The sequence below is a fragment of the Dictyobacter alpinus genome (genome assembly GCF_003967575.1).
In the GTDB taxonomy this organism is placed as follows: Bacteria; Chloroflexota; Ktedonobacteria; order Ktedonobacterales; family Ktedonobacteraceae; genus Dictyobacter; species Dictyobacter alpinus.
In genome coordinates this window covers 1,670,962-1,693,320 of record NZ_BIFT01000002.1, presented here as the reverse complement: position 1 = coordinate 1,693,320, position 22,359 = coordinate 1,670,962, and the positions used below count along the sequence as shown (strand labels likewise).

The following is a 22,359-nucleotide window of genomic DNA, read 5'->3' as shown; positions in this document are numbered from 1 at the left end:
TCCATAGCTATGATGCATGTTGAGCCGGTGATATTAACAGGCAAGCTTGTGCGCCTGGAGCCATTACAATTGAGTCATGTTGAGGATTTATTACGTGCGGGCCATGAAGATGCAACCTGGAAATATATGTCTTTCAATCCTGGCGTCTCTGAGCAGGCAATGACACAATGGATTACGGAAGCCTTGAGATTACAGCAGGCTGGCGATAGTCTACCTTTCGTGATTATTGATCAGCGTACTGGCCAGATTATCGGTTCGACCCGTTACCTGGATATCAGGCGAAAGGACCGTGGTTTGGAGATAGGCTGGACCTGGCTTGCTCCCGAAGCCAGGAGGACTGGAGTGAATACTGAGTGTAAATATCTCTTGCTGGGACATGCTTTTGAGAAACTCCAGGCTATTCGCGTGCAGCTGAAAACAGATAGTCGTAATATACGGTCGCAACAGGCTATAGAACGCATTGGTGGCAAAAAAGAGGGTGTATTGCGCAATCATGTGATTATGCCAGATGGTTATTATCGCCATTCGGTCTATTATAGTATCCTGGATACCGAGTGGGAGCAGGTCAAGAGTAATTTAAGTGCAAAAATGGAGCAGGTATATTCTTAATATATCTTACGCCTATCATTGCGGGAAGCTTGCCGTTCTTATGCGCAGGGCGCTGGCGCGCGCCAGGATTTTTTACTTATATGGTGCCAGAAGTGCGCACAGCGCACTTCTGGCACCATATAAGTCCCTTTGCTGGGGACGAAACTGGCTCATCTCTACAATCATTTTCATAGATTGTAGAGATGAGCCGATTTTAGCACTGTATTCTCTATATCTGCTGGATATGGAGAATGCAACTGGCGTATGAGCTTCTACCTAGTGGTAGTGTTAGACCTTGATGCATTAATGTGGCACCCGAAAGCTCGATGGCCGGGGTTTCTGATTGTCCCATTGTCTTTATGCGGTAGCGGGCGTCAGGTTGTAATCCCTGGAAGCGTAGTGGTGGGGTGGTATTCCAGAAAGGATTGGTACGGCGGTAGGCAAAGGCGACCGCTTCCCGGGCGTCTGGCGTTAGACATTCAACGGCGGCCCAGGTACCCTGACTGGCGGTCGGAGAGACCAGCCAGTGCTGTTCACCATCCTGTACAATATGGCGAATTTGCTTATAGGCATCAATCCATATCCTGGCCTCTGCCATATCCTCGTCACTCCAATGGAGCAGGTGACCACCTATTCCGAGCATTCCCATCATTGAGACGTGGAAACGATAGCGCAGAGGAATTTCGTTCCAGACACGATCACTCGGGGTGTCGGTGACCCAGGCTCCCATGGTGCGGCCAGGAAGAATATGTGAGATACCTTCTTGAATGAACAGGCGTGCATCGGGATGGGTATTGTCGCTGGACCATACCTGGTCGGTCCGGGTAAGTATGCCCAGGTCAGCGCGGCTACCACCACCTGAACAGGACTCGATACTTAGTTGTGGGTGACGTGCCCGCAGGGTATCCATGATCGTATAGACGCCCTGGACATGGCGTACCCAGATTTCCCGTGCATCATGACCGGACTGCACATATTCTGGCCAGCCTGGTTCAGACAATGGTCTATTCATATCCCATTTGATGAAACTGACGCCATGATCACCAATCAAAGGATCGAGCAGACCAATCAGATATTCCTGTACGTCTTTGCGACCAACGTTAAGCACGAGTTGGTTACGGGCTTCACTGCGTGGCCGCTCAGGGAAATAGTAGATCCAATCTGGATGTGCCCTGTACAAATCGCTATCGGGATTGACCATTTCAGGCTCGACCCAGATACCAAACTGCATTCCCAGTTCATGGACGCGCTCCACTAATGGTCGTAGACCGCGTGGGAATTTTTGTGGATCAACGCGCCAATCGCCAAGTCCTGCGCGATCATGAATGCGAGCGGGGAACCAGCCATCATCAATCACAAATAGTTCAACCCCCAACGTGGCGGCTCGTTCGGCCAGCTTACTTTGACCTTCTTCTGTTACATCAAAAGTAGTGGCCTCCCAGGAATTATATAGGACGGGCCGTGGCTGGTTGGCCTGAGGCTGTGGGAGTACATGCTCACGTACATAGCGGTGCATGCGCTGGCGCGTACCATTAAAACCATTGCGAGCGAATCCAGCGATGAAATCGGGCGTCTCAAAGCTCTGGTTCGCTGTCAGGATCCAGGCGAAATCATGTTCATTGATACCACCCGCGATGGCTGTCTCACCTGAAACGCGGGTACTGACGCGTAGGTTCCAACTACCACTCCATGCAATTGTACCGAAATATACTTCGCCTTGATGTTCGTTGGCCTGGGTATCAATCGCGAACCACGGATAAGCATTGGAGCCAGGAATGCCTTTGCGCGACTCAATCTGCACGGTATCCGCGACAATTGGTCGTTGCTGGACCAGTGTTTCCTGCGCCCATTGTCCGGCTAGCGTGGTCAGGCGGCGTTGCTCAAATTGTTGGGGCAGGTGCCAGACGGCCGAGAATGCTTTCTTCAGGACGATAGGTTCTTTACCCGTATTAGTAAAACTGGCTGAGCGTATGATAAGGTCATTTTCACTATCGACCCGATAGGAGAGGATGACCTCAAATGGATAAATAGCATCCCGTAGATGCAGCCGTAATTCTGGTAGTCCCTGGCGCTCGCCGATCTCAGCATCCTGATAGCGCAGATCCATATCACGTGTACCATCGGCAAAGAGCGCCTCAGCTGCGAGCTCTCCATAACGTAAGCCTCCAAAGGCTGGAAATTCTTCACGAGCCAGCGTGAGGGCTACATCATGTGAGGAACGTTCATGTGGTATTTGGGCTTCCGGTAAGTCGGCAAAGTTGGGGAGACGCGTACCCCAATACAACTGTAAGAGCAAGCCTTCAGACGTGATCCCTACAGCATATGTGCTGTGCTTTGTCACTAACATCCAACTATTTTTATCTGAATGACGATGAATACCCGGCGCGAGCATATCTGTGAATTGATTGGCTGACATGCAGTAAATACACCCCTTCTTCTGCGGCTACACTGCCGATATAAAGACTGTGATTGTGTTTTTAGCCTTAGACAAGAATCGAATTCCTTTGATTTATACGTTAACCCTTCTTTGCATAGCTGTCAATGCTTTATGGCTGCTTGCCAGGACTTTTTAAAATCCCTTTTTGACGCCTGCGGCGCCGGGTTGGGGATGTGGAGTGTGTGTGGTGCGCGGCTGCAGCCGCGCACCACACACACTCCACGCCTGAAATAATGTACATCTGATCGCTTGCCAGAGATCGCAGGGGTAAATCGTGAAATATCGATTTTATGCTAATTTTTATGAAAAATGGATTTTCTAAGCTTTTGTGCTATAATTTTAATAGTTTCTATTGTGATGCTGCGCAGGTTTTATCGGCAAGATTGAAATGGAAGTGATTCGATGAAGTGGTGGAACGCTCATCAACCGTAGTCGTTGTCTGAGATATATCCATGAGAGCAGTTGTGGGTGTTCGTGAAGGGGGAGAAGAAGATGCTCGACTTGAATGATCTGGTGGTGAAATTATCCTTTACCAATGGTGGCAACGGAAACTGGAGATGTAAGAATGGGGTAATCTTATTAGGAGAAATTTTAACTTTCTATCGCAATAATGGTGGACCTTACCTGTTTGGTATCCCTCTGGCCAATGAAATCCATCTTCCTCAGTATCCTAATACTGCCATTGTACCCTGTGAGCGCGCCATTATTGCCTTTGATCCCGATCGTAAAATTGATTCCCCTCCCGCTAATGGTCCTTGCTATCTTCTACATATAGACTCTGGTGTTGGTCAGCAGTTATTGTTACAGCGTTTAAATGCCGTGATCCAGAGCCTTTCTGCGAAGTTGAGCCAGATAAACTCTTTATCTCAAATTTGATGGCATCTATGTATAGTAGAGGAGGTACTCACCATGATTTATCATTATGAGTAGAGACAACTTTTCCTATACTCATTGGCATGAATACCCATTCTATTGATACAAGTAGTCTCTTTAGGCATAGATAACGCGCTTAGAAAGCAGACATTTTTATGGATAGTGTTTTTTTCCCACTCTCATCGTGGAGTGTGCAGTCAGCCGCACTCGGGCCCTAAAGGGCCCACCCTTCTTTTACGTGTGATGTCAAATGTTGCGCATCGCGCAACATTTGACATCACACGTAAAACCTTTAGAGCGCCAAAGGCGCGAAAACAATGATCAGCGCGGCATGGATTTCATGCGAAACAAACACTATCTAGGAGTTGTGGATGTGTTATGCAGTGCTCGCAGTACTGCTAGCTACTTTGTAGCTCGTATCACTTTTTGGGTAAGTAGTAGAGCGAGTTTACAAAGCAGCATTCGTGGAGAGAAAGGGGTACTGTAGTTTTATGACGCAAATGTCGCAATCTCGTACGCAGACGGGAGCCTTGCAGATCGGAATTATCGTTTGTACACTGGCAACTGCGCTGATCCATCTGTATCTGGCCATGCAGCCAGATGAAGACTTACGTACCTGGTTTATTCTGAACGCTATTGGCTATCTTGTTTTATTGGTAGCTCGATTTTTACCGCAGCTAGCGTCCTATCGTAGGATAGTAAATTATGTGTTGATGGCTTATACAGCTGTGACGATCATCATGTGGCTTTTGATCGGATTACCATCAGAACCTATTGGATACGTAACCAAAGCAATTGAGGTGGTTTTAATCATCTTATTAGTGCTCGATGATCGGAGTATGCGTAGCCATGCGGTACTATGACCGGTGGCTTGCGAACAACTAGCCCTTGTTCATTTTTCGTCGTAGTATCCTGGTAAGAATCTAGTGAAATGTACGATGCAGGGATGCATCTCCCCTTTCTGAAAATTCCTCATTCCTTTATCTATCCATGTCTAAGGGCTTTACACTTTATCTTGCGTTTCCTGATAACGATTGTTTGTGTAGCGAGCTACCACTTTACGCCAGAAAAGCTGGGCGGTTTCGTTCTCAACATCCTGTCGTACCCGCCAGCGTCCAGGGAACATGTCGAAGATCTGGTGAGCTACCACCTGACCGAGTCCTTGTTGACGATATTTACGCAAAATAAAGAACTCGATGATACTATATGTGGCCGGTTCATCGACTTTTTGTACAAGCACAAAGCCAGCCAGTTTATGCTCGACGCGAATCAAAAAGGGATAGCGGTTCGGATCGGTCCAGTAGTGGTCTAAATATGGATAGTCGAAGAGCCCGAAGTCGCCAATATTTTTTGCGTTGAACTCGCTGGAGTCGTGCTGGCAAAGTTCTAGTAGATTGCGGATGATAAATTTCTCTTCGAGTGTGGCAATGGTAATTTCAACTTTCATCTTAACTGTGCCTCTTCATCTTTGAATGTAAAAATAATGCATGAGGATGGCTAACTATGCTGGCGTTGCTTTTGTAGTTATCCAGTAAATATTCTATGCTATGTGTGTATGTATCGATGTATCTACTATCAATCATAACGAATGAGTGCGGCGAGAGGTCTTGCAGTTTCTATTGACTTCAGGTATTGATTACCATTCCGAAAAGAATGAAATGAAAGCAGATGAGTTTCAACTGGAGTATAGCTGTATTGAAACTCATCTGCTTGCGTACTCCCACTATTTATTTTTAGGCGTTGGAGTCGGGGTAGGTGCGCGCAAAGGAAGAGCAAATCCCCATTGTAATAATTCAGGTGCATCGGTGAAGCGGTCAGTTTTTTCTTTTCCCTGGAGGAGCACGCCAATCAAGGTATGCCGGACATCCCGGCCCGCAAACACCAGGCAGGACCCTGCCTCAACCGTAAATCCTGTTTTGACGCCAATGACACCTGGATATGATTGCAGCAAGTCATTGGTTGTGACCCAGTTAAATGCACCGTGGTCCGCCGTGGCTGGTAGTTGATAGTGCTGAATTTGAATGATCTGAGCGAAGATTGGATTTTGTAGGGCGTAACGTGTTAGTTGTGCCAGATCAGCAGCGGTACTGTATTCATTGGGATCGGGTTTTTTATCGGCTCCAATATAGTAGGTAAGTCCGTCTGGATTGATGTAGTGGGTATTATTCAAGTGAAGTTTGTGCGCATAGTCATTCATGAGCTTGACGAAATTCGCCGGGGAACCACTGATCGTGTCAGCGATAGCAATCGCCGCATCATCGCCCGAAGGTATCATCAGTCCATAGAGCATATCGATCATGCGTACTTTGTCACCTGCCTTAAGATTAGCATTGCTGCCCAGATTTTCTGTTACCTCTTTGACTGCATCTTCTTTGACCTCTACAATCTGGTCAGGTTTGCTTTTTTCTAAAGCGATGATGGCGGTCATGATTTTTGTGGTACTGGCAATAGGTAGACGCTCGTTCCCACGTACATTGGCCAGAACATTGTTCGTGTCTGCATCCAGGAGATACATCACTGGCGATTTGATGGCGGGAGGTGTCAGGCCGTTCGAACTGAGAACAGGCATCGGTGTGGGTGTGGGTGTTGGATTGAATGTATCTACAACTTTTGTACCGACAGGCGTAAATATCATCAATGGAATGATCAGTATAATCTCAATTGCCAGCACAAATAGAACTGTAGCAACTATATATCGTTTCATAATAGCGTCTATCCCTCTAATTTCTAGATCGTTCGGGTCAGAGGAGCATCATTGTTATTGTATATACTCTGTAATAGGCTTATTTTTTGGCATCCATCCACTCACTTCTTCACCTCGTCGTCAGTACTACATCATAAAACGCAGTGGAGCCAGAATATGTTCACTTAATTTGTTATACCAGGGTCGCTTATGCCATTGTTTGGCACTGAGCTCTATGACATCCTCTGTATCGCAGGCGAAGAGCCGTTCCATTTGTTGCGCAAATTCTGAACTATACACCTCAACATTAATTTCATAGTTGCCAATTGAGCTTAAACGATCCATATTTGCCGTCCCGACCGTTGACCACTGGCCATCTATAGTACAGGTTTTCGCATGCAACATAGCGTGTCGATAACCTAATATCTTGATGCCGGCCTCTAAACATTCGCTGAAGTAACTATGGGATATCCAATCGGTAACCACATGATTAGATACCCAGGGAACTAGAATGCGTACATCAACGCCACGCAACGCGGCCTCTTTTAGTGCGTCCAGCAGGCTGCCATCGGGCACAAAGTAAGCGTTTGAGAGGTAGATTGAGTGTTCAGCCCGATGGATTGCTTCTATATACATATCGCGAATAGGGAAGGTCAGCCGTAACGCGTCATTGCCATGCAGGTTGATAAGCGGATCAAATCTACGGGGGTGATGGCGGCTAATTTGCTTATCGCGCGGACAAAAACGATTCCAAAAATCCGTGAAAGAGCGTGCAATCTCAGCTGAGGCTGGTCCTTTAATACGCAGATGGGTGTCTCGCCATGTGTTAGCATACAGGCTCCCAATATTGTAGCCGCCAATAAAGCTGGTATGACCATCCACGATGAGTAATTTGCGGTGATCGAGCGCATAACGCCGTGGATCAATGATATGTTGAATTAAGCCAAAGGCTTGATATTGTAGCAAGTGGATGGCTGGATCGAAGGAGGTTTTAAATTCCTGAGGCACAACGAGATTGCCAATCTGATCAAAGATTACATAAACATCGATTCCCTGTGCAGCTTTTTGGGCCAGGTGAGCTTTGAATTCCCAACCGGCTTCATCGTCTTTCCAGATATATGATTCAATATATATGCTCTCTTCCGCATTATCAATTGCTTCCAGCATATCTTTATACAGTTCGCGTCCATAATCATATAATTGTAAACGATTCTCTCCAACCTGGACCTCTTTCAGGTCAATATGTGGAAAGCTACGATCCTTTTTATGGCGATCCCTGATCGCAGTAATGATGAGCAATATAGTGGCGGTGAACAATTGAACCGAAAAGATGGTAACGAGGATATTGCGCAGTAAGAGCCGGATCGAAAAATGGTCAGGCCAGAGCTTTGATACGTATGTGTCGAGTTGAGATGGTAAATCTGTCTTTTTGCGGTGGAACTGTGATGCTCGTAATTTTCTTTCCATCTGTTTACATCAATCTACTAAGATAGTATAGGAACAATAGTAATTTATACGTTTTCTTTTATTATAACATGTAACCTTTTAAGCCAGCGTATGGTACTGGTGCAAGGCCAGGACTATTTTATTTTCGCCCTTCTATACGCTCTTTTCAGGGGTACAAATGGGCTATTGGATCTTTTGTATCGGCCAGACTAACACGTCGAGGCGATGTGAATAGTAAAGCAAAGGATCGGTGTCAGGTAATTGAATACCATGGGCGAGTGCCATGGTGTTGCGACTTATTTCTAACGCGGCAGGTTGTAGAGGCCAGTGGAGATGGTGGATGTTGGCCCGATATGCCTGTTTCCCTACATTTGTATACAGACAATAGCGATCAGTGAGCCAGGCTTCGATGGAGGTATGTTGTGCATACGCGATATCGCCGGTAGGTTGATAGCGAGCAATAAAATCAGCCGCTGGCGCCCCGCGATGAGTTCGATGACTGCGATAGCTGATGGTATCACCTATACGTTGACATTGCATCAAGGCATTGAAGTAAGGAAGGTGAAATATCGAACGTGCCAGAGCGACCGCAATGGGGTTTCCGGCTTCAAGACTAAAGAAGTAGACTCCTGGCCTCCCATTATGTGTGACATAGGTACGCACATTTAATTCTGGAAATTGGGAAAGGGATGGTAGTGCAACCAGTCCTCGTGGTCGTACATCGGTCATTCTAAAGGGCACGATCCCTATCCAGGCTTCACCTGCAAACGTATCGACTTCGAAGCAAGCGGGCATAATAGCTTGCAGGGTCGCGGGCGCAATTGGCCAGTGTGCAAAAAGTAATTCATGCCAGCTTTGCCGCATAATCCAAGGCTGATGGGGTGGTGGATAGTCACGATGACTTACTGTTTGTAATATTTCTCCGGACTTCATGTGCACCTCTGCAATTAGGTAACAGCATGAGATGATATTTCTCTCATGCTGTTACCTGGAAAAAGAGTATGGTACCCCCCAAATTGTCCACTTAACGAATTTGCGGTTGATATGGACCACTGATGCGCTCAAAGCGTGGGCGGTAACGCGTCTCATGATAATCGGCTGGATCAACGCGCCGGGCTGGAATATCTTTGCCCGGGATATCGGTGCAGATATAGTCGCCATTGCGATGGGCAGCCATCACGTTGTACATGCCTTCGCTCACCTTGCTCATGATGAGATTAGCGAAGTGAATCGCTATATCCTTATCATAAACTTCTGGTTCACCACTACGCAAGAAATAGGTCAGATCAATAGGGAGGAAGCGCACACCCGGGATGCGGCTGGTCAATTGCTCCCCCAGGAATTCTGCGACATTGGCTTTTTTCTTATGTCCATAGGCGTCAGCCTCACCGACAGTGGGGACTGGCACACCCATGTTCGCTCCCTCGGACATGACGACAAATGAATAACCCTCGGGATTTTGTCGATCCTGCAATACTAGATCAGCCAGACGGTCAATGTTGATAGGAACTTCAGGAATGATGAGCCGATCAGCCCAGGTTACGGCTGCGGTTTCGAGTGCTGTAAAGCCGGCATCGCGGCCAAACATACGGAAAAGTACCGTCTGGCGGTGCGAACCTGCGGTTGAACGGATACGATTGATAAATTCCCCCGCGCGGCTGATAGCGGTTTGAAAACCAATACAATAGTCAGTGCCGGGTACATCATTATCCATCGTCTTTGGAATGGCCCATACAGGAATTCCCTCGTTTGCCAATTTGGCTCCGTAGCTCAATGTGTCATCGCCGCCAATGGCAACCAGTCCATCTAACTCTAGAAACTCCAGATTCGCCAGAACTTCTTTTGTCAGATCCACCCGATCTTCAGGTTTATGTCCTTCTCCGTAAGATTTCAGATGTTCAGGAAGTTCACTGACACGCATATTGGCGGGATTGGTACGCGATGATTGCAGAATTGTACCGCCCTGGCGATCAATGCTACGTGTATTGAGACGGGTCAATGGCATTAAATAGCCATCTTTCCAGGTGGAAGCCTCTTCCACCTTAAAGACCAGTTCATCCTGTTTGCGGGAGCGATCCAGAAAGGTGATCCCCTCCCAGCCAGCGCGTAATCCCATGACGCGGATACCCATAGTTTCGGCACGGTACACCAGGGCTTTAATGGCCACGTTGAGTCCTGGAACATCCCCACCGCCAGTCAGAACGCCTAATGAGCGGATAGGTCTTGATACATGTCCTGGCATGTTAAACCCCTTTTCGGTTTTTACATTACTCTCTATTACTTAATACCTTCCGAATTCTAAGAGACAAGAAGGTATTTTCCTTTTCTTTATTGGTCTGGAATTTTTTCCTTCCCACAAAGATGTACAGGAGAAATTATACCACTTTTGCCGATCAGAAACCTTATATCTGCATGGAACTATATCACTATTCATTTTAGTTCCTGTGTGTATTGTTCACACATTTAATGCCAATATTGGTCTTTATAAGTGTCAGCTCTTAGCTCTCAGCTTTGCGTATGCTTTTGTATAAATACAGTAATATTTGCTCTCTTTGTATTATGATAGCGGGACTATCATAATGCCTCTGTGTTTGAATTGGTAGCTTTATCTTGCTGGATGCTTATACGTTCTGTCCGTATTGATGATTGTTCATGTTTATGCTATTGAATAAAATCGAATCTCGAAGGTTGTATATGAGCAGAGGAGCAAAGTTGAGAACCATCACTTAAAAAATAAATAAATCTATCAATAAAATATAGCTAAGCTTGCTTTAGTAGTTACATATAGTGTTATATAGTATTGGTAGAAAAAAAGTATGGCAAGCCAATATTAGTAATAAAGAATTCAATACTCTTACGAGCTATGAGGTAAAGAATGAATTCGAATGCCGCTAACAAATCTAAAGAGGATGTGAAGTGCTTATCTTCTCTACGTGATATGGATCTGAAAGCACAGGATGATTTGCGAGATGTTACGCACCTGCAAGTAGGAAGGTTAAAGCTCAATATCGAGCCTTGTGATCTGGTCGCGCTGACACGCCGTGTGGTCAGACGTTTACAGATAACCACCAAAAAACATCGCCTTCAAGTTCATACGCGTTTGCATTATTTGATTGTACTGGTGGATGCATTACGTATGGAACAGGTGCTGATAAACTTACTAAAGAATGTCATCAAGTATAGTCCTGATGGAGGCCGAATTGACCTTGAGATCACGGAGGGACATGAGTCGGTGCAGGTACGCGTAGCAGTCCTCCTTATCAAGGACTATGGTATTGGGATGCCAGATGAGCAACCTTATCAGGTTTTTGGTTGTGCGAGTCGAGCAGAGAATGCGCTAACTTTTAAGGGCTCCAGCCCTGGTTTCTATGTAAGCCGTTCTTTAATAGAACAACAAGCTGGCTATATCTGGTTTGATGCAGTGGAGCAGCAAGGCACTACTCTCTACATTACGCTTCCAGCGTATGCGTGATAAAAATACACCACTATCTTTAAACAATTGAGAGAGCCGTAGGAAGCCACTACTATTTTAGTGTAGAAGCAAGCCTCCCGCTTGGACAATTCGTCCGAGCGGGAGGCTTGTTTGAGTTAGAAAGAACCCGAGAAAGAAATGGTATCTATGGATACATTTTATTGTGTTTTTACTATAAATCGTAGTATAAAACAGCTTATATGGTTCTATCTGTGAATAGGAATGTATAGTTATGCTTTACACTGCCACTGTCTCCAGGTGTGGCCATCTCTGCTGAATAGCTCATAGGCGGCCCGGGTGTTGGCTTGTGGATTAAATGGAGATTGAGCTGCCTGTGATGTACCCCTCCACGTGCTTGGATAGAGGATTTGGAAGAGGCCTGATGCATAACTTCCACCAATTGGTGTAACGTTACGAGCATTTGGATTCATTGTTGATTCGCATTGGGCGATACGAATGGCTTGATTTGAGTATCCACCGAAAACGCCGCGAATAATATTGACCATATAGGTCTCATTGGAGGCAGCATGCGTTGTACGTGTCTGGAAACCAAGCATGGCACCAAACATCATCATGCCTAACAATAAGGCAAAGGTAAGGGTGACAATACGACGTTTTGGGCTGTTTGTTGAACGATTTACGCTTGTATTCTGTAATGAAGTCAAGTTTGTACTCCTTGTGATGAGAAACTACATTGCATCGTTGCTAATCGATGCACTGAGCTCTGCTCTTTTACATTCATTTCCGTAGTGTGCCTGCTTTTACCAATGTTGTTCCGCTTACACATTAGGATGAGCACACATAAGTATGTATGCAACTACTTTCTTATCTCCAATAGCTGACTGGGAAAAGGGCGAAAAACACAGCCTGATCCTCGGTCTGGCGAAGTGGGAATGTAGACCTGAAAACTTCTACTATTTGGAGGTTGTTATTGTGAAACCACGGGAGATGCCGGGGACTAGTCAGGTTGAAGCTACGAGAATGAACGACTTGTCGTACGGTTTGTCGTTTTACTATTCAAACAATCAATTGGATTGAGATTGTTGAGGAAAGTATCTTCTCCTCTGAAAACTATCTTACCCTATTGTTGATTAGCCACGTCCTGTTGTCAAATCTTGGGGAGTATAGTGTACTGCGCTAATTTGTCTACGTCATTGCACTACTATAAATGTGACCTATTTTTGTTTTGCTGTCAAATTTGTTAGTACTAAATGTCTAACAAATTTCGCAGTTCGCATTGAGTGGAACCCGATGTGGATACGATATTTATAATAGTATCGCGTGATTGATATCTACTGTCAATTGTGATAGGTACTTAGTACTGTTACACTTATGACCGATGTTTTTATCAACATTACTGGTCTCTATGTAGTAGTCTTAGTGTAACTTGACTGAGAACTATCGTCAAATGTGATAGGAATCAGGTACTATTTAAGTTCATTATCACCATGGCAATGAGCACTGGTCTCTTTAAAAATGTAGATCGTATCACCTGATTAATAACGATTTCAGATCGTATTACCTGACGGTGATCTACTTTCGATAGTATAGACCGGTTAATAGGTATCGTCAAATATGGTAGGAACCAGGTACTATTTAAGCTCGATTTTGTGTTTGTGTAGACTCGAAACTACCTGTTAAAATTGCCGTGCAAGGAGTACTTGCTCACATCGCTTTATTGACTCATACACATAGAATTGTAGAGCTAAAGATTATGTGACGAGCAGATAAAAAAAGAAGAGACTGTACATTTTGTAAGTACAGTCTCTTCTTTTTTTATCTGTAGCGATATATTGAGAACTTACTGAAGTTCGATTTCGCTGCCCAAGACGCGATTTAATGTCTCGCGTTTGATGCGATATGCCTGGCGGGCGTTGACGTGTGGCAGTACTACAGCTTCCAATGCACCCTGTTTTACCCAGCGGCGAACGGTGGTGTCGTCGACACGAAGAATTTGTGCCACTTCTGATACGGTTAAAAGATCACTCATTGTATATGTCTCCTTTAATAGTGCTATATATGCTTACACTTATTTTTGTCTATATAGACTGAAAATAGTGTGAAACATTGTCGTAATTTGATATTACGCAAACATTGTATAACAATGTTATGAAATTGTAAAGCAGTGATACTTTATGGGGAATGTGTGTGTCGTTTTCCTTACTCTTAGTGCTTAGAAGTAAAACAAATAGTCTATCCATGTGCAACATGAATAGTCTATTCTCTGGCTCTTTATATTCTATCACAGCGTGTTTGAAACATTTTATCAAAGCATTAGACCCTGACAAGGTCACGGGTATCGCGATGGGTGAAGACAGGTTGCTAGGATCTGCTGCTAAAAGCGCTTACGTCATTTTTGTAGGATGCTTCGTAACAAAAGACGGGTCTTTATTACAAAACAAAACAGGACGCGGTAATCATCCGCGTCCTGTTCTGTTTTTTATAAGGTGTACATGCTGTTTAGCTATTTATACTTGCTCGCATCCGCACAGTTAGCATTGGTTGAGATATAGATTGAACCCCAGTCATCTGGAGGTGTCAATCCCTGAGCATTATCAACCATGCCTACGATACAAGTTTTTCTCACCGATGTTGACGTTTCCTGAGCGGTTGGAATCCAGGCAACATCGTTTACCAGTGCTTGCTCTATTTGATTGTACTGTTGCATGCGTTCAGTGTCATTTGTGTTGGCATCAGCTTTGAGCATGAGTGCCTGATTGGCCTGTTGGGCGGAGTTATAAGGTTGCTTATTCTGACCATAATTCATCCCATTTTTGCTGGCGTTACTGCCAAACAGCAGAGTCAACCAGTCCTGTGGATCTGGATAGTCAGCGTACCAGTCTGCATACCACATCTGGATACCCTTAGGATTATTGGCGGCTGCATTTGCCTCGTCCAGCAGGGTACCAAATTCTGTATCTCGGATCTTGACGTTGATGCCCAGCGCGTTTTTCCACATTTGTTGCATGGCACTGAAGGCATTCGCTGCGTCCGCCGAGCCCTCGGTAGCAACTGTAAAGGTGACTGTGGGGAAGTTAGCAGCGGTATAGCCCGCTTCTTTCATGCCCTCATCCAACAACTTTTTGGCCATTGTGGCATCCCCTTTGGTCTCTTTCACGTTCTGGGGGCCGGTCAGATTTTGGTTGTAGCCAGGCATACCCTTAGGTACGATGTGGTTGGTCGCAATAGTGGTGTCCTTATTCACATTGTGGGCCAGAGCATCTTTATTCAAGGCTAAGGCAAATGCTTGCCGAATTTTCAGATTATCAAAAGGTTTGGTAAGGTAATTCATGGCAATGAAATCAATGGCCAGAATTGGCGTCTGGTGAAACTGATTATCAGGGAGCCCACGAGCCGCAGTCAGCATTGATGATGGCACGCCAGTGGAATGAAGTTGCCCATTTTGATATTCCTGATAAGCGGTCTGGGAATTTTTAAAGAATGGAATGACGACCTTTTTGAGTTTGGGCTTGTTGCCGGAATAATAGGGGTTAGGGACCAGCACAATTTGTTTGCCGTGCTCAAACTTATCAACTTTCCAGGGACCGGAGGTACCACCTTCGTTGAGGTGATCGGTAAAGTTGGCGCCATATTTGTCGATGAGTTTACGCTCTACTACAAATGAGGTGTTGTAGGTCAGGGCTTCCAGGAAATAAGCTGCCTTCTGGCTGGTTTTCAGAATGATGGTTTGATCGTCAGGTGTGATGATACTATCATTGATCAATGATGAGACCTTACCAGTATTTCTTTTATCTGCATCTTTGAGCAGGCCTAGATAGGTGGTTGAAACCGCCGATTGTACCTTGGGATCCAGAGCTCGATCAATACTGTAGGCAACATCTTTAGATGTCAGTGGCTGACCATCACTAAATTTGAGGCCTGGCTTTAATCTGAAGGTCCAATTCAAACCATCCTGGCTGACTTCATATGATTGGGCCAGTTGTTTTTGTACTTCGAGCTTATCATTGAGCGTTACGAGACCGGAAAAGACCATGTTTATAGCATTGATGGAGTTAAGGTCGCCGGCCAGGGCTGGATCAAATGTTTTGAGGTCGGCGCGGCCTGTAATAGGTCTAACGAAAACTTGTTTATCATCTGAAGCTTTATCTGAACCGGCATTTGATGGGGGTGGGGTGGATGTTTGGCCGCCGCAGGCGGTGAGTAGCGTTGCCAGTATACATAGCAGGATTGGAATTACCTGACGACTCATAGGTTTACTTGGTCTCATTTGTGACGTCTCCTGATTCTATGGGGATGTTTCCTCTATATTTGTGCTTGCTATCATCTATTCATCTGCACGAGAGCATGGTCACAGATCTTTGACGAGTGTGAGCTCCTTCCTATCCTCGCAATCTGATTTTGACTCTTTAGAAAAAAGAAACCATATGAATACTACGTCAGGGGTTTAAAAGATCTCACAGTAAAAATAAGTATGTATAGAAATCTGTAGAAAAAATTTACTATATAGAACGGGGAGTTTATCGCAACTTTCTAGGATATGATCCTTTTTTAAGTGACGCATAAGGTAAATTTTCCACTACGAGCTTATTTTTTCGACGAATGTGTCGGTAGTAGTTGGAGGGAGGACACAAGATTTATTTTCTCGATTTTTTTTATTCTGAGTATGGAGACTGTTCTTCTAATGCTTCCTGCCCATTTTGTGGCAAGGGAAGCCAGTCTGTTCCCCAGTGCTCAATGGCATCAATAACTGTACTGAGTGCCTGGCCCTTGTCTGTCAGCATATATTCAATCCTTACTGGTATCTCAGGGAAGACTATGCGCTGGATAATTTCCTGTTCTTCTAGTTCTTTTAAGCGCATGGAAAGAACTCGATCACTGATAGCGCCAACTGCTCGTGCGATCTGTCTGTAGTGCTGTGGCCCGGCCAACAATACTTTTACTATGAGTGGCATCCAGCGCTTACTAATTAAATTCGCTGCCTGTTGATAACGGCTACACATTGGCTCCTGATCTTCCATGAGATATTCCCCCTGATGATAGTGATACTGAACTGGATCTTTGTGTTTCTATACTAACATAAAATTAGTGACTTGATAAAGATTAGCGACGGGTGTATAGTATCTGCATGCGTTACTAACAAAATAAAAGTAACAAAATACAGGTTACTCAGAAGGGATTTACTCATGTCTTTATCTATTGGTCTACTTATTCTACGGGTCGTGATTGGTGCAATTTTAATGGGCCATGGTTCGCAAAAACTTTTCGGTTGGTTTGGAGGTCACGGTTTTACAGGTACAACCGGTTGGCTGAAATCTCAGGGTTTTGCGCCTGCATGGTTCTGGGCTCTACTGGGAGCGTTAGGTGAATTTGCTGGCGGTCTACTGCTGGTCCTTGGTTTTCTTACGCCACTGGGTGCGATCGCAGTGTTTGCCAGTATGCTAATGGCAGTTATCCGTTTCCACTGGGCGAATGGTTTCTGGTCCACACAAGGTGGTTACGAATATCCATTTGTATTGATGATTATTGGTCTGGTCATCGGTTTAATGGGTCCTGGTGCTTATTCAATTGATGCTCTGGCCCATATTGTTGTACCTTCGCTTCTATTCTGGGTCGGCCTGGTGCTGGCTATTATTGTGGTGGCGATTGGTGCAGTTAGTAGTTATAGACAAACTGCCAAACAGGCCCCGGCTCAAAAGGCTGCCTAAATTTTTCCAGGCTTCTCAATTTTTCTTTCCAGCTATGTATCTGAACTATACATAGCTGGAAAGTTTTATTGGCAGATAGATATGTTGCAGGAACATCATCCTTTTTATGCAATACTGCCCAAACAAAAAGTCCAGCGTTTAGCATCACTACTAAACGCTGGACTTTTTGTTTGGGCTACAAAAACTTAGTATGCTTTTTTGATGATAGGGCGGACCATCATTCCTTTCTTGAAGATCCGGCCACGTGTGTCTTGGGGCTGCTGAAACTGTGTGGTGAGTACGACACGTTTCTGAGCAGTTTGACCCCATTTCAGATCTTCCACCTGGTCGATCTGCTTAAAGACCATCATACCCTTTTTGAACTGTACCATACGTTCACCTCTCAGCATCTCTAACTGTTTTTTGACGTTCCCCTAATACAAACCCTTGACAGTCGAACCAACCATCATACCTTTTTTGTACATTCGGCCGCGTGTCTCCTGCTGCTGCATTCGTGTGCTTAGTACGACACGCTGCTGAACAGTCTGACCATACTTCACAGCGGTTGTCTGCTCAACCTGATTGAAGACCATCATACCCTTCTTGAACTGTATCATACTTCACCTCTTATCTCGTGTAATTTTTTTTGCCGCTGAGACAGGATTGCGGCCGTTTCAAGAACGACTAGCGTGGATGTTTCTGGCTATTCAACTCTTTTTACTACTTACGGTTCTACTACTATATTCTTTATCGCCAGCTCGAAAGCGGCAATTTTTGCACTATAAATCCTAATCTCATGGCGTTTTTCCTCTCTTCTGTGTATCCGTTCTGTGCGAATGTAGCCGTGAAAATGAGCACAAAAAACCGGATGATACAGTTATAGTGCAAAAAATGCCAAAAAGATCAACTTATTCTGTCGTATTAAAAACAGGAAATTCGATATGCGCTCTATAATTACTGCTGAATGAGTAAAGTAAAAAACGCCTGTTGAATTCCAGGTACTGCGCTGAAAAAAATGGGAAATTTGCTTCAGACACCACTCGGGCCGTCGCATGAAGCAGTAAAAAACAAAAGAGAGTTGGGGAGGGCTCTATGAGAGCTCACTACCGCCAAATTGATAGATGTCTTCACCTTGCTGGTCTGTCAGACATCCTGTAAAGTAGGGGTTTAAGAGATGGGATATCAGGACAGACTGCACGCGACGGTTAAAAAGCATTGGTGCTTTCATTGTTTACCTCCGTGCCTTTCTGTCTAGATATTCAAAAAAATGTAGAGTGTTTTCTATCGATGTATTACAATACAAAGATAACATAAAGCACTACTATTGTCAAGCTAAATTTGGACAAATATTTTTACGTTGTAAAAATTAGTGTATAGGTGATTTTATATGTATTTGTTCTTTGTACTTTTAAGCGTCCGGGTGATTACGGGTGCTTGTAGAAAAGCACGGTCATATCTTATATTTTTTATCTGGCATTTGCAGATGTTTTTTGCTTGACACTGGAATTATTTAATGATACACTCTTCCCAGATTATGCACTCAAAGGAGGTACAAATAATGACTTTAATTTCTACTACTATTCCCTCCGCTCGTTCTGGGCTTGAGCTTTCGGCTTTTGTTGTGCTGGAGCCTGCCCGGAGGTAGGTGCATTTCATCACTTCCATCAACTCCTTCTATTCCTTTGTGATGACGCGGAGATAGGAACATGCGTGCTTTTTGCCGCTTTTCCTATCATTATGGTACGCGTTACCTGCTTGATGGACCACTGGTGCACTGCCACCTGTGGTTTTTTTATGAGCAGTGAGCCACAGGTACAGCATGCTGTCGCCGTGGCCTGAGCGGTCTATCCTCAATGTTTATGCTCCACGGCCTTTTGGGGTATGATTGTGCCTTTTTGGCTGCTTAACATCTAATCTTCCCCGCTACAGCGCATAAATCTGCTCTCTGGTTTTTCCAGTTTCATTACCCATGCGGGTATAGAGGTTTAGCGTATGTTTTCTTGTGCTGCGCCTGTGTATCGATGTGTCGATAGTATGTCTGGTGTGTTGAAGGAGTATGGATTATGGTAAAGAAACTTGCAAAAAATATCCATCCAGGTGAACTTGAGGATCAAGGGGATGAGCCAAGCGTGCGGTGGGAGCCTATTCGACGTCCACCAGTGCGTGTCAAGCAGGAGAAGAAGACCAGTTATGAGAGTAGCGAGGATGTGCAGCGCTGGCTGAAAGAGCAAGGCATTGATGCACAGCAACCATCTACATTTAATCCAACCTTTCTGTCTTCCCAGCGCGATGCTCCATGGATTCTGTCTTCCTTGACTCCATTATATGAGCAGAAGTTGATTGTCGATATTCTGCATGTTGTGAAAAGTGGAAAAGAAGCAACCGTCTTTTGTTGTTCCGCCCATCCAGATACAGGTCTGGAATATCTGGCGGTAAAAGTCTATCGTCCGCGCATGTTTCGTAGCTTGAAAAATGATGCGGATTATCGTCATAATCGTACGCAGCGGGATGAGCAGGGGCGCGTTGTCCATGGTGATAATCGTTTACGCGGTGTTGCGCGTAAGACGGCTCGTGGTCAGGCTGCCCGTGTCGTGTCCTGGATCGATTATGAATTTACTACTCAGCAAAAGTTGTATCAGGCCGGTGTCCATGTACCAATGCCTGTGGCACATGTTGGTAATGCTGTTTTGATGCACTATATCGGGACCAGAGGACATGCAGCTCCACTTCTGCGGGATGTGCGCCTGGATGCTGAAGAGGTTGTTCCTCTGTTTGAACGCTTGTTGGCGGACATTGAGTTAAGTCTGGCTACAAATCGTGTTCATGGGGATCTTTCCGAGTACAATATTCTGTATTGGGACCATGAGGTTACCATTATTGATTTTGCCCAGGCGGTTGATCCTTGTTATGATGACGTGTTTCCGCTGTTCGCACGGGATGTGGAGCGCATCTGCCAGTACTTTGAGCATTATGGTTTGAAAAATGATGCTCAACGGCTTGCAGCTGAGATATGGACGCGTCATATGGGTGGCCATGTAGAGGATATTATCCTTTAACATGTAAGTTTTGCTATGGTGCTCAAAAAAGAGAGGTCCCTATCAGACCTCTCTTTTTTGAGCTATTGAATGAATAATGGATTACTCGGAAACAGCCAGAGCTATCTCATCTTCTTCGCTATCGATGATGCTTAATAATTCAAGTGAGGGAATCCAGAGTTCCGCACTCTTTAATTCAGTGCGCGGATGGGTTGTTCCTACTGCTATGGCTGGTATATGGGCTTTATGCGCTGCCTGGATGCCAGGCAGTGAGTCTTCAATGACAAGACACTCTTCTGGTTCGGCTTGCATCAATTCCGCGCCTTTAAGATATCCCTCGGGATGTGGTTTGCCCTGTTTAACATCATTACCGGAAATGAGTAGCCGGGGTAGCGGTAGTCCTGCGGCGCGCAAGCGTGCCTTTGCCAGGATGGCTGGTCCCGATGTTACTACGGCCCATTGTTCTGGTGCCAGTTGCGCCAGCAATGCAGCCGCACCTTTGGTGGCAGCGACACCATTCGTATCCAGTGTCTGAATATCGTCCAGATAGCGAGCCTCTAATTCAGCCGGTAGATTGGGTGCGACCTCACGAATGGTATCAATGGTACGGCGGCCATGAATTGTGGCCAGTATCTGTTTAGCATCTAATTGATGGCGTTGTGCCCAATCACTCCAATGGCGCTCCACATTGGCGATCGAATCGACAAGGACACCATCTAAATCAAAAAGGAGCACGCGACAGATAAGAACTTTTGTCGGATCTTTTTTCTTTGTCATAAGTAAGTGTGTTATTGAATCCTTTCTTGATTAAAGGCTTTTTTGATATGCTCTTTATATAGTACGGGACAGGACTGTCCTTCTTAAAGACGTTGTTTCGAACTATGCAAAAATCTGGCCTTATTCTTCTGGCGCCCAGAGATAGAGCTGGATACGGCAACATTCACGGAAACCAATGGCATGATAGAGATTATAGCCAGCTGGTGATGATTGCAAAACACTGACATTGTATCCTAAAGCGCGTCCAACTGATAGAGGCACGATTGACATCATGCTGCCAATCCCCTGTCTTCGCGCTTCGGGCAAGGTTCCTACTGAATAAAGGCCAACAACATCTGTCCCTAAAAAAATGGAGGAAGTGGCGACGGGTTTGCCATTGAGACGACCTAAAAAGCGTCGATAAGGAAGTTCCTTCCCCCAGCCAAGACAGCGCTCAAATGTAATATAGTCTGGATCGATGGATGGTGTATCACCTCCAAATGCTCGGGCGGAGACGGTTATCCATTCCTGCAGGTCCTCATCACTGGTAACTTCTTCAATACTAAAGCCTGGCGGATTGCTTTTATCTGCGGGTAGCCAGCTAAGATCCAGTACCATACCTGGCTCTATCCCATTAGACTGGATTCCACATTGGGTCAGATATTCTCCTATGTTTTGTGGTTGAGTGCCTGGAAAAATCCACCAGAGCATCGGCACCTTTCTGGCTTTGAACGGTACCATGATCTCTTCAATACGAGTGAGAATAGTTGCTTCATCCATAAGCGTACGCATGACGACATTAAGAGAGGGTTGTGGAATTCCCGTGATGGCAGCAATATGATCAAAACTACGATAAGCTTGTGCATCAGGAATACAACTACAATACATGATAAATTCAATGAGATTGTTTTCCATGGCCTGAATGACTGCTGGATACTCAATCTGCTGAAGGACGTCGCTACGTACACTCATTACGCTATCCTTTGTCGCTGTTCTTACTCCAATGTATGTACTGTTAATCCTACCATGATGTATTCACCCAGGCAAGGGAAGCACAGTAGTCCTGTAACCCCTCTCTTAATAGTTTGAGGGGGCAAGTGCTATAGGCATGATGCGCAATCAGCAGAAATATAATTATAGTCAAATGTCCCAATCTGTATTATAATGTACTATAAGCTCAGAAATACTATACGTATTTTTCTTCCCATGTAAATTTGCGTTATACGTTAGAACTTATTCGTTATATAAAGGTATGAAGGGGTATATCATCTTAAGGCGACCGTGTTGTTTCTTTTTCAGCACTAGACGCTCTCAAAGAGTGTAAAATAGGAAAATGTGTCTATGGCCAATACTGTACTGCATGACATTTCGTTTTCTTTTGATCAGCCGGATCAAGTTTTGAATTCCTTCCTTAAGTTATTGCA

At 45.0% G+C, this 22,359-nt stretch carries 21 protein-coding genes; 6 read left to right on the top strand and 15 right to left on the bottom strand.

Translation table 11 applies throughout. The annotated features are described in order from the left end of the window. Positions 1–9 precede the first annotated feature (9 nt). On the top strand, positions 10–609 hold the full coding sequence (locus EL633_RS29330; RefSeq protein ID WP_126630776.1) for a GNAT family N-acetyltransferase: 600 nt from the start codon (positions 10–12) through the stop codon (positions 607–609). A gap of 208 nt (positions 610–817) precedes the next feature. Here EL633_RS29330 and EL633_RS29325 read toward each other — a convergent pair whose 3' ends face one another. Continuing rightward, positions 818–3,004, bottom strand: a complete 2,187-nt coding sequence (locus EL633_RS29325; protein WP_126630775.1) for an alpha-galactosidase — start codon at positions 3,002–3,004, stop codon at positions 818–820. 513 nt (positions 3,005–3,517) lie between these two features. Here EL633_RS29325 and EL633_RS29320 point away from each other — a divergent pair. After that, entirely contained in the window at positions 3,518–3,901 is a 384-nt protein-coding gene (locus tag EL633_RS29320; protein ID WP_126630774.1) for a hypothetical protein, read from the top strand. Positions 3,902–4,389: 488 nt separating this feature from the next. Next, complete coding sequence (locus EL633_RS29315) at positions 4,390–4,761, top strand: DUF7475 family protein (protein ID WP_126630773.1); 372 nt, start codon at positions 4,390–4,392, stop codon at positions 4,759–4,761. Between the two features lie 140 nt (positions 4,762–4,901). Here the strand turns inward: EL633_RS29315 and EL633_RS29310 are convergent, their stop codons facing one another. The 5 genes from EL633_RS29310 to EL633_RS29290 all read right to left on the bottom strand — a co-directional run bounded on the left by EL633_RS29310 (position 4,902) and on the right by EL633_RS29290 (position 10,269). Next, a complete protein-coding gene (locus EL633_RS29310; RefSeq protein WP_126630772.1) occupies positions 4,902–5,345 on the bottom strand; it encodes a GNAT family N-acetyltransferase in 444 nt (147 codons plus the stop codon). A 276-nt stretch (positions 5,346–5,621) separates the two neighbouring features. Beyond that, complete coding sequence (locus EL633_RS29305; RefSeq protein WP_126630771.1) at positions 5,622–6,602, bottom strand: D-alanyl-D-alanine carboxypeptidase family protein; 981 nt, start codon at positions 6,600–6,602, stop codon at positions 5,622–5,624. 126 nt (positions 6,603–6,728) lie between these two features. Then, positions 6,729–8,048, bottom strand: a complete 1,320-nt coding sequence (locus tag EL633_RS29300; RefSeq protein ID WP_126630770.1) for a phospholipase D-like domain-containing protein — start codon at positions 8,046–8,048, stop codon at positions 6,729–6,731. A gap of 162 nt (positions 8,049–8,210) precedes the next feature. Continuing rightward, complete coding sequence (locus tag EL633_RS29295; RefSeq protein ID WP_126630769.1) at positions 8,211–8,960, bottom strand: YqjF family protein; 750 nt, start codon at positions 8,958–8,960, stop codon at positions 8,211–8,213. A gap of 91 nt (positions 8,961–9,051) precedes the next feature. After that, entirely contained in the window at positions 9,052–10,269 is a 1,218-nt protein-coding gene (locus EL633_RS29290) for a 6-phosphofructokinase (RefSeq protein ID WP_126630768.1), read from the bottom strand. Between the two features lie 633 nt (positions 10,270–10,902). Between EL633_RS29290 and EL633_RS29285 the strand changes: the two genes are divergently transcribed. Continuing rightward, positions 10,903–11,499: a sensor histidine kinase gene (locus EL633_RS29285; protein ID WP_126630767.1), complete on the top strand. Its 597-nt coding sequence runs from the start codon at positions 10,903–10,905 to the stop codon at positions 11,497–11,499. Between the two features lie 230 nt (positions 11,500–11,729). Here the strand turns inward: EL633_RS29285 and EL633_RS29280 are convergent, their stop codons facing one another. The 4 genes from EL633_RS29280 to EL633_RS29265 all read right to left on the bottom strand — a co-directional run bounded on the left by EL633_RS29280 (position 11,730) and on the right by EL633_RS29265 (position 16,478). Then, positions 11,730–12,164, bottom strand: coding sequence for a transglycosylase SLT domain-containing protein (locus EL633_RS29280; RefSeq protein WP_246039290.1), 435 nt, complete (start codon positions 12,162–12,164; stop codon positions 11,730–11,732). Positions 12,165–13,300: 1,136 nt separating this feature from the next. Next, positions 13,301–13,489: a helix-turn-helix domain-containing protein gene (locus EL633_RS29275; RefSeq protein WP_126630766.1), complete on the bottom strand. Its 189-nt coding sequence runs from the start codon at positions 13,487–13,489 to the stop codon at positions 13,301–13,303. Positions 13,490–13,963: 474 nt separating this feature from the next. After that, positions 13,964–15,727 (bottom strand): peptide ABC transporter substrate-binding protein, encoded by a 1,764-nt coding sequence (locus EL633_RS29270; RefSeq protein ID WP_126630765.1) that lies wholly within the window; start codon positions 15,725–15,727, stop codon positions 13,964–13,966. Positions 15,728–16,112: 385 nt separating this feature from the next. Then, entirely contained in the window at positions 16,113–16,478 is a 366-nt protein-coding gene (locus EL633_RS29265; protein ID WP_126630764.1) for a winged helix-turn-helix transcriptional regulator, read from the bottom strand. A gap of 165 nt (positions 16,479–16,643) precedes the next feature. Between EL633_RS29265 and EL633_RS29260 the strand changes: the two genes are divergently transcribed. Further along, positions 16,644–17,165 carry a DoxX family protein gene (locus tag EL633_RS29260; protein WP_126630763.1) on the top strand — a complete coding sequence of 174 codons (522 nt, stop codon included), beginning with the start codon at positions 16,644–16,646 and terminating at the stop codon, positions 17,163–17,165. Between the two features lie 185 nt (positions 17,166–17,350). Here the strand turns inward: EL633_RS29260 and EL633_RS29255 are convergent, their stop codons facing one another. From EL633_RS29255 to EL633_RS36800, 3 genes are all read right to left on the bottom strand, one after another. Then, positions 17,351–17,536 (bottom strand): hypothetical protein, encoded by a 186-nt coding sequence (locus tag EL633_RS29255; protein WP_126630762.1) that lies wholly within the window; start codon positions 17,534–17,536, stop codon positions 17,351–17,353. Positions 17,537–17,578: 42 nt separating this feature from the next. Further along, positions 17,579–17,761 (bottom strand): hypothetical protein, encoded by a 183-nt coding sequence (locus tag EL633_RS29250; RefSeq protein WP_126630761.1) that lies wholly within the window; start codon positions 17,759–17,761, stop codon positions 17,579–17,581. Between the two features lie 473 nt (positions 17,762–18,234). Further along, positions 18,235–18,372 (bottom strand): hypothetical protein, encoded by a 138-nt coding sequence (locus EL633_RS36800; RefSeq protein WP_161982528.1) that lies wholly within the window; start codon positions 18,370–18,372, stop codon positions 18,235–18,237. A gap of 835 nt (positions 18,373–19,207) precedes the next feature. Here EL633_RS36800 and EL633_RS29245 point away from each other — a divergent pair. After that, positions 19,208–20,200 (top strand): RIO1 family regulatory kinase/ATPase domain-containing protein, encoded by a 993-nt coding sequence (locus tag EL633_RS29245; protein WP_126630760.1) that lies wholly within the window; start codon positions 19,208–19,210, stop codon positions 20,198–20,200. 81 nt (positions 20,201–20,281) lie between these two features. Here the strand turns inward: EL633_RS29245 and EL633_RS29240 are convergent, their stop codons facing one another. Together EL633_RS29240 and EL633_RS29235 are read right to left on the bottom strand one after the other, a co-directional pair. Beyond that, positions 20,282–20,956: an HAD-IA family hydrolase gene (locus tag EL633_RS29240; protein ID WP_126630759.1), complete on the bottom strand. Its 675-nt coding sequence runs from the start codon at positions 20,954–20,956 to the stop codon at positions 20,282–20,284. 120 nt (positions 20,957–21,076) lie between these two features. Further along, positions 21,077–21,907 (bottom strand): GNAT family N-acetyltransferase, encoded by an 831-nt coding sequence (locus EL633_RS29235; protein ID WP_126630758.1) that lies wholly within the window; start codon positions 21,905–21,907, stop codon positions 21,077–21,079. Positions 21,908–22,359: the final 452 nt, after the last annotated feature.

Coding starts and splice junctions, on each gene's coding strand:
- EL633_RS29330 (WP_126630776.1), top strand. CDS start 10: ATGATGCATGTTGAGCCGGTGATATTAACAGGCAAGCTTGTGCGCCTG.
- EL633_RS29325 (WP_126630775.1), bottom strand. CDS start 3,004: ATGTCAGCCAATCAATTCACAGATATGCTCGCGCCGGGTATTCATCGT.
- EL633_RS29320 (WP_126630774.1), top strand. CDS start 3,518: ATGCTCGACTTGAATGATCTGGTGGTGAAATTATCCTTTACCAATGGT.
- EL633_RS29315 (WP_126630773.1), top strand. CDS start 4,390: ATGACGCAAATGTCGCAATCTCGTACGCAGACGGGAGCCTTGCAGATC.
- EL633_RS29310 (WP_126630772.1), bottom strand. CDS start 5,345: ATGAAAGTTGAAATTACCATTGCCACACTCGAAGAGAAATTTATCATC.
- EL633_RS29305 (WP_126630771.1), bottom strand. CDS start 6,602: ATGAAACGATATATAGTTGCTACAGTTCTATTTGTGCTGGCAATTGAG.
- EL633_RS29300 (WP_126630770.1), bottom strand. CDS start 8,048: ATGGAAAGAAAATTACGAGCATCACAGTTCCACCGCAAAAAGACAGAT.
- EL633_RS29295 (WP_126630769.1), bottom strand. CDS start 8,960: ATGAAGTCCGGAGAAATATTACAAACAGTAAGTCATCGTGACTATCCA.
- EL633_RS29290 (WP_126630768.1), bottom strand. CDS start 10,269: ATGCCAGGACATGTATCAAGACCTATCCGCTCATTAGGCGTTCTGACT.
- EL633_RS29285 (WP_126630767.1), top strand. CDS start 10,903: ATGAATTCGAATGCCGCTAACAAATCTAAAGAGGATGTGAAGTGCTTA.
- EL633_RS29275 (WP_126630766.1), bottom strand. CDS start 13,489: ATGAGTGATCTTTTAACCGTATCAGAAGTGGCACAAATTCTTCGTGTC.
- EL633_RS29270 (WP_126630765.1), bottom strand. CDS start 15,727: ATGAGACCAAGTAAACCTATGAGTCGTCAGGTAATTCCAATCCTGCTA.
- EL633_RS29265 (WP_126630764.1), bottom strand. CDS start 16,478: ATGGAAGATCAGGAGCCAATGTGTAGCCGTTATCAACAGGCAGCGAAT.
- EL633_RS29260 (WP_126630763.1), top strand. CDS start 16,644: ATGTCTTTATCTATTGGTCTACTTATTCTACGGGTCGTGATTGGTGCA.
- EL633_RS29255 (WP_126630762.1), bottom strand. CDS start 17,536: ATGGTACAGTTCAAAAAGGGTATGATGGTCTTTAAGCAGATCGACCAG.
- EL633_RS29250 (WP_126630761.1), bottom strand. CDS start 17,761: ATGATACAGTTCAAGAAGGGTATGATGGTCTTCAATCAGGTTGAGCAG.
- EL633_RS36800 (WP_161982528.1), bottom strand. CDS start 18,372: ATGAAAGCACCAATGCTTTTTAACCGTCGCGTGCAGTCTGTCCTGATA.
- EL633_RS29245 (WP_126630760.1), top strand. CDS start 19,208: ATGGTAAAGAAACTTGCAAAAAATATCCATCCAGGTGAACTTGAGGAT.
- EL633_RS29240 (WP_126630759.1), bottom strand. CDS start 20,956: ATGACAAAGAAAAAAGATCCGACAAAAGTTCTTATCTGTCGCGTGCTC.
- EL633_RS29235 (WP_126630758.1), bottom strand. CDS start 21,907: ATGAGTGTACGTAGCGACGTCCTTCAGCAGATTGAGTATCCAGCAGTC.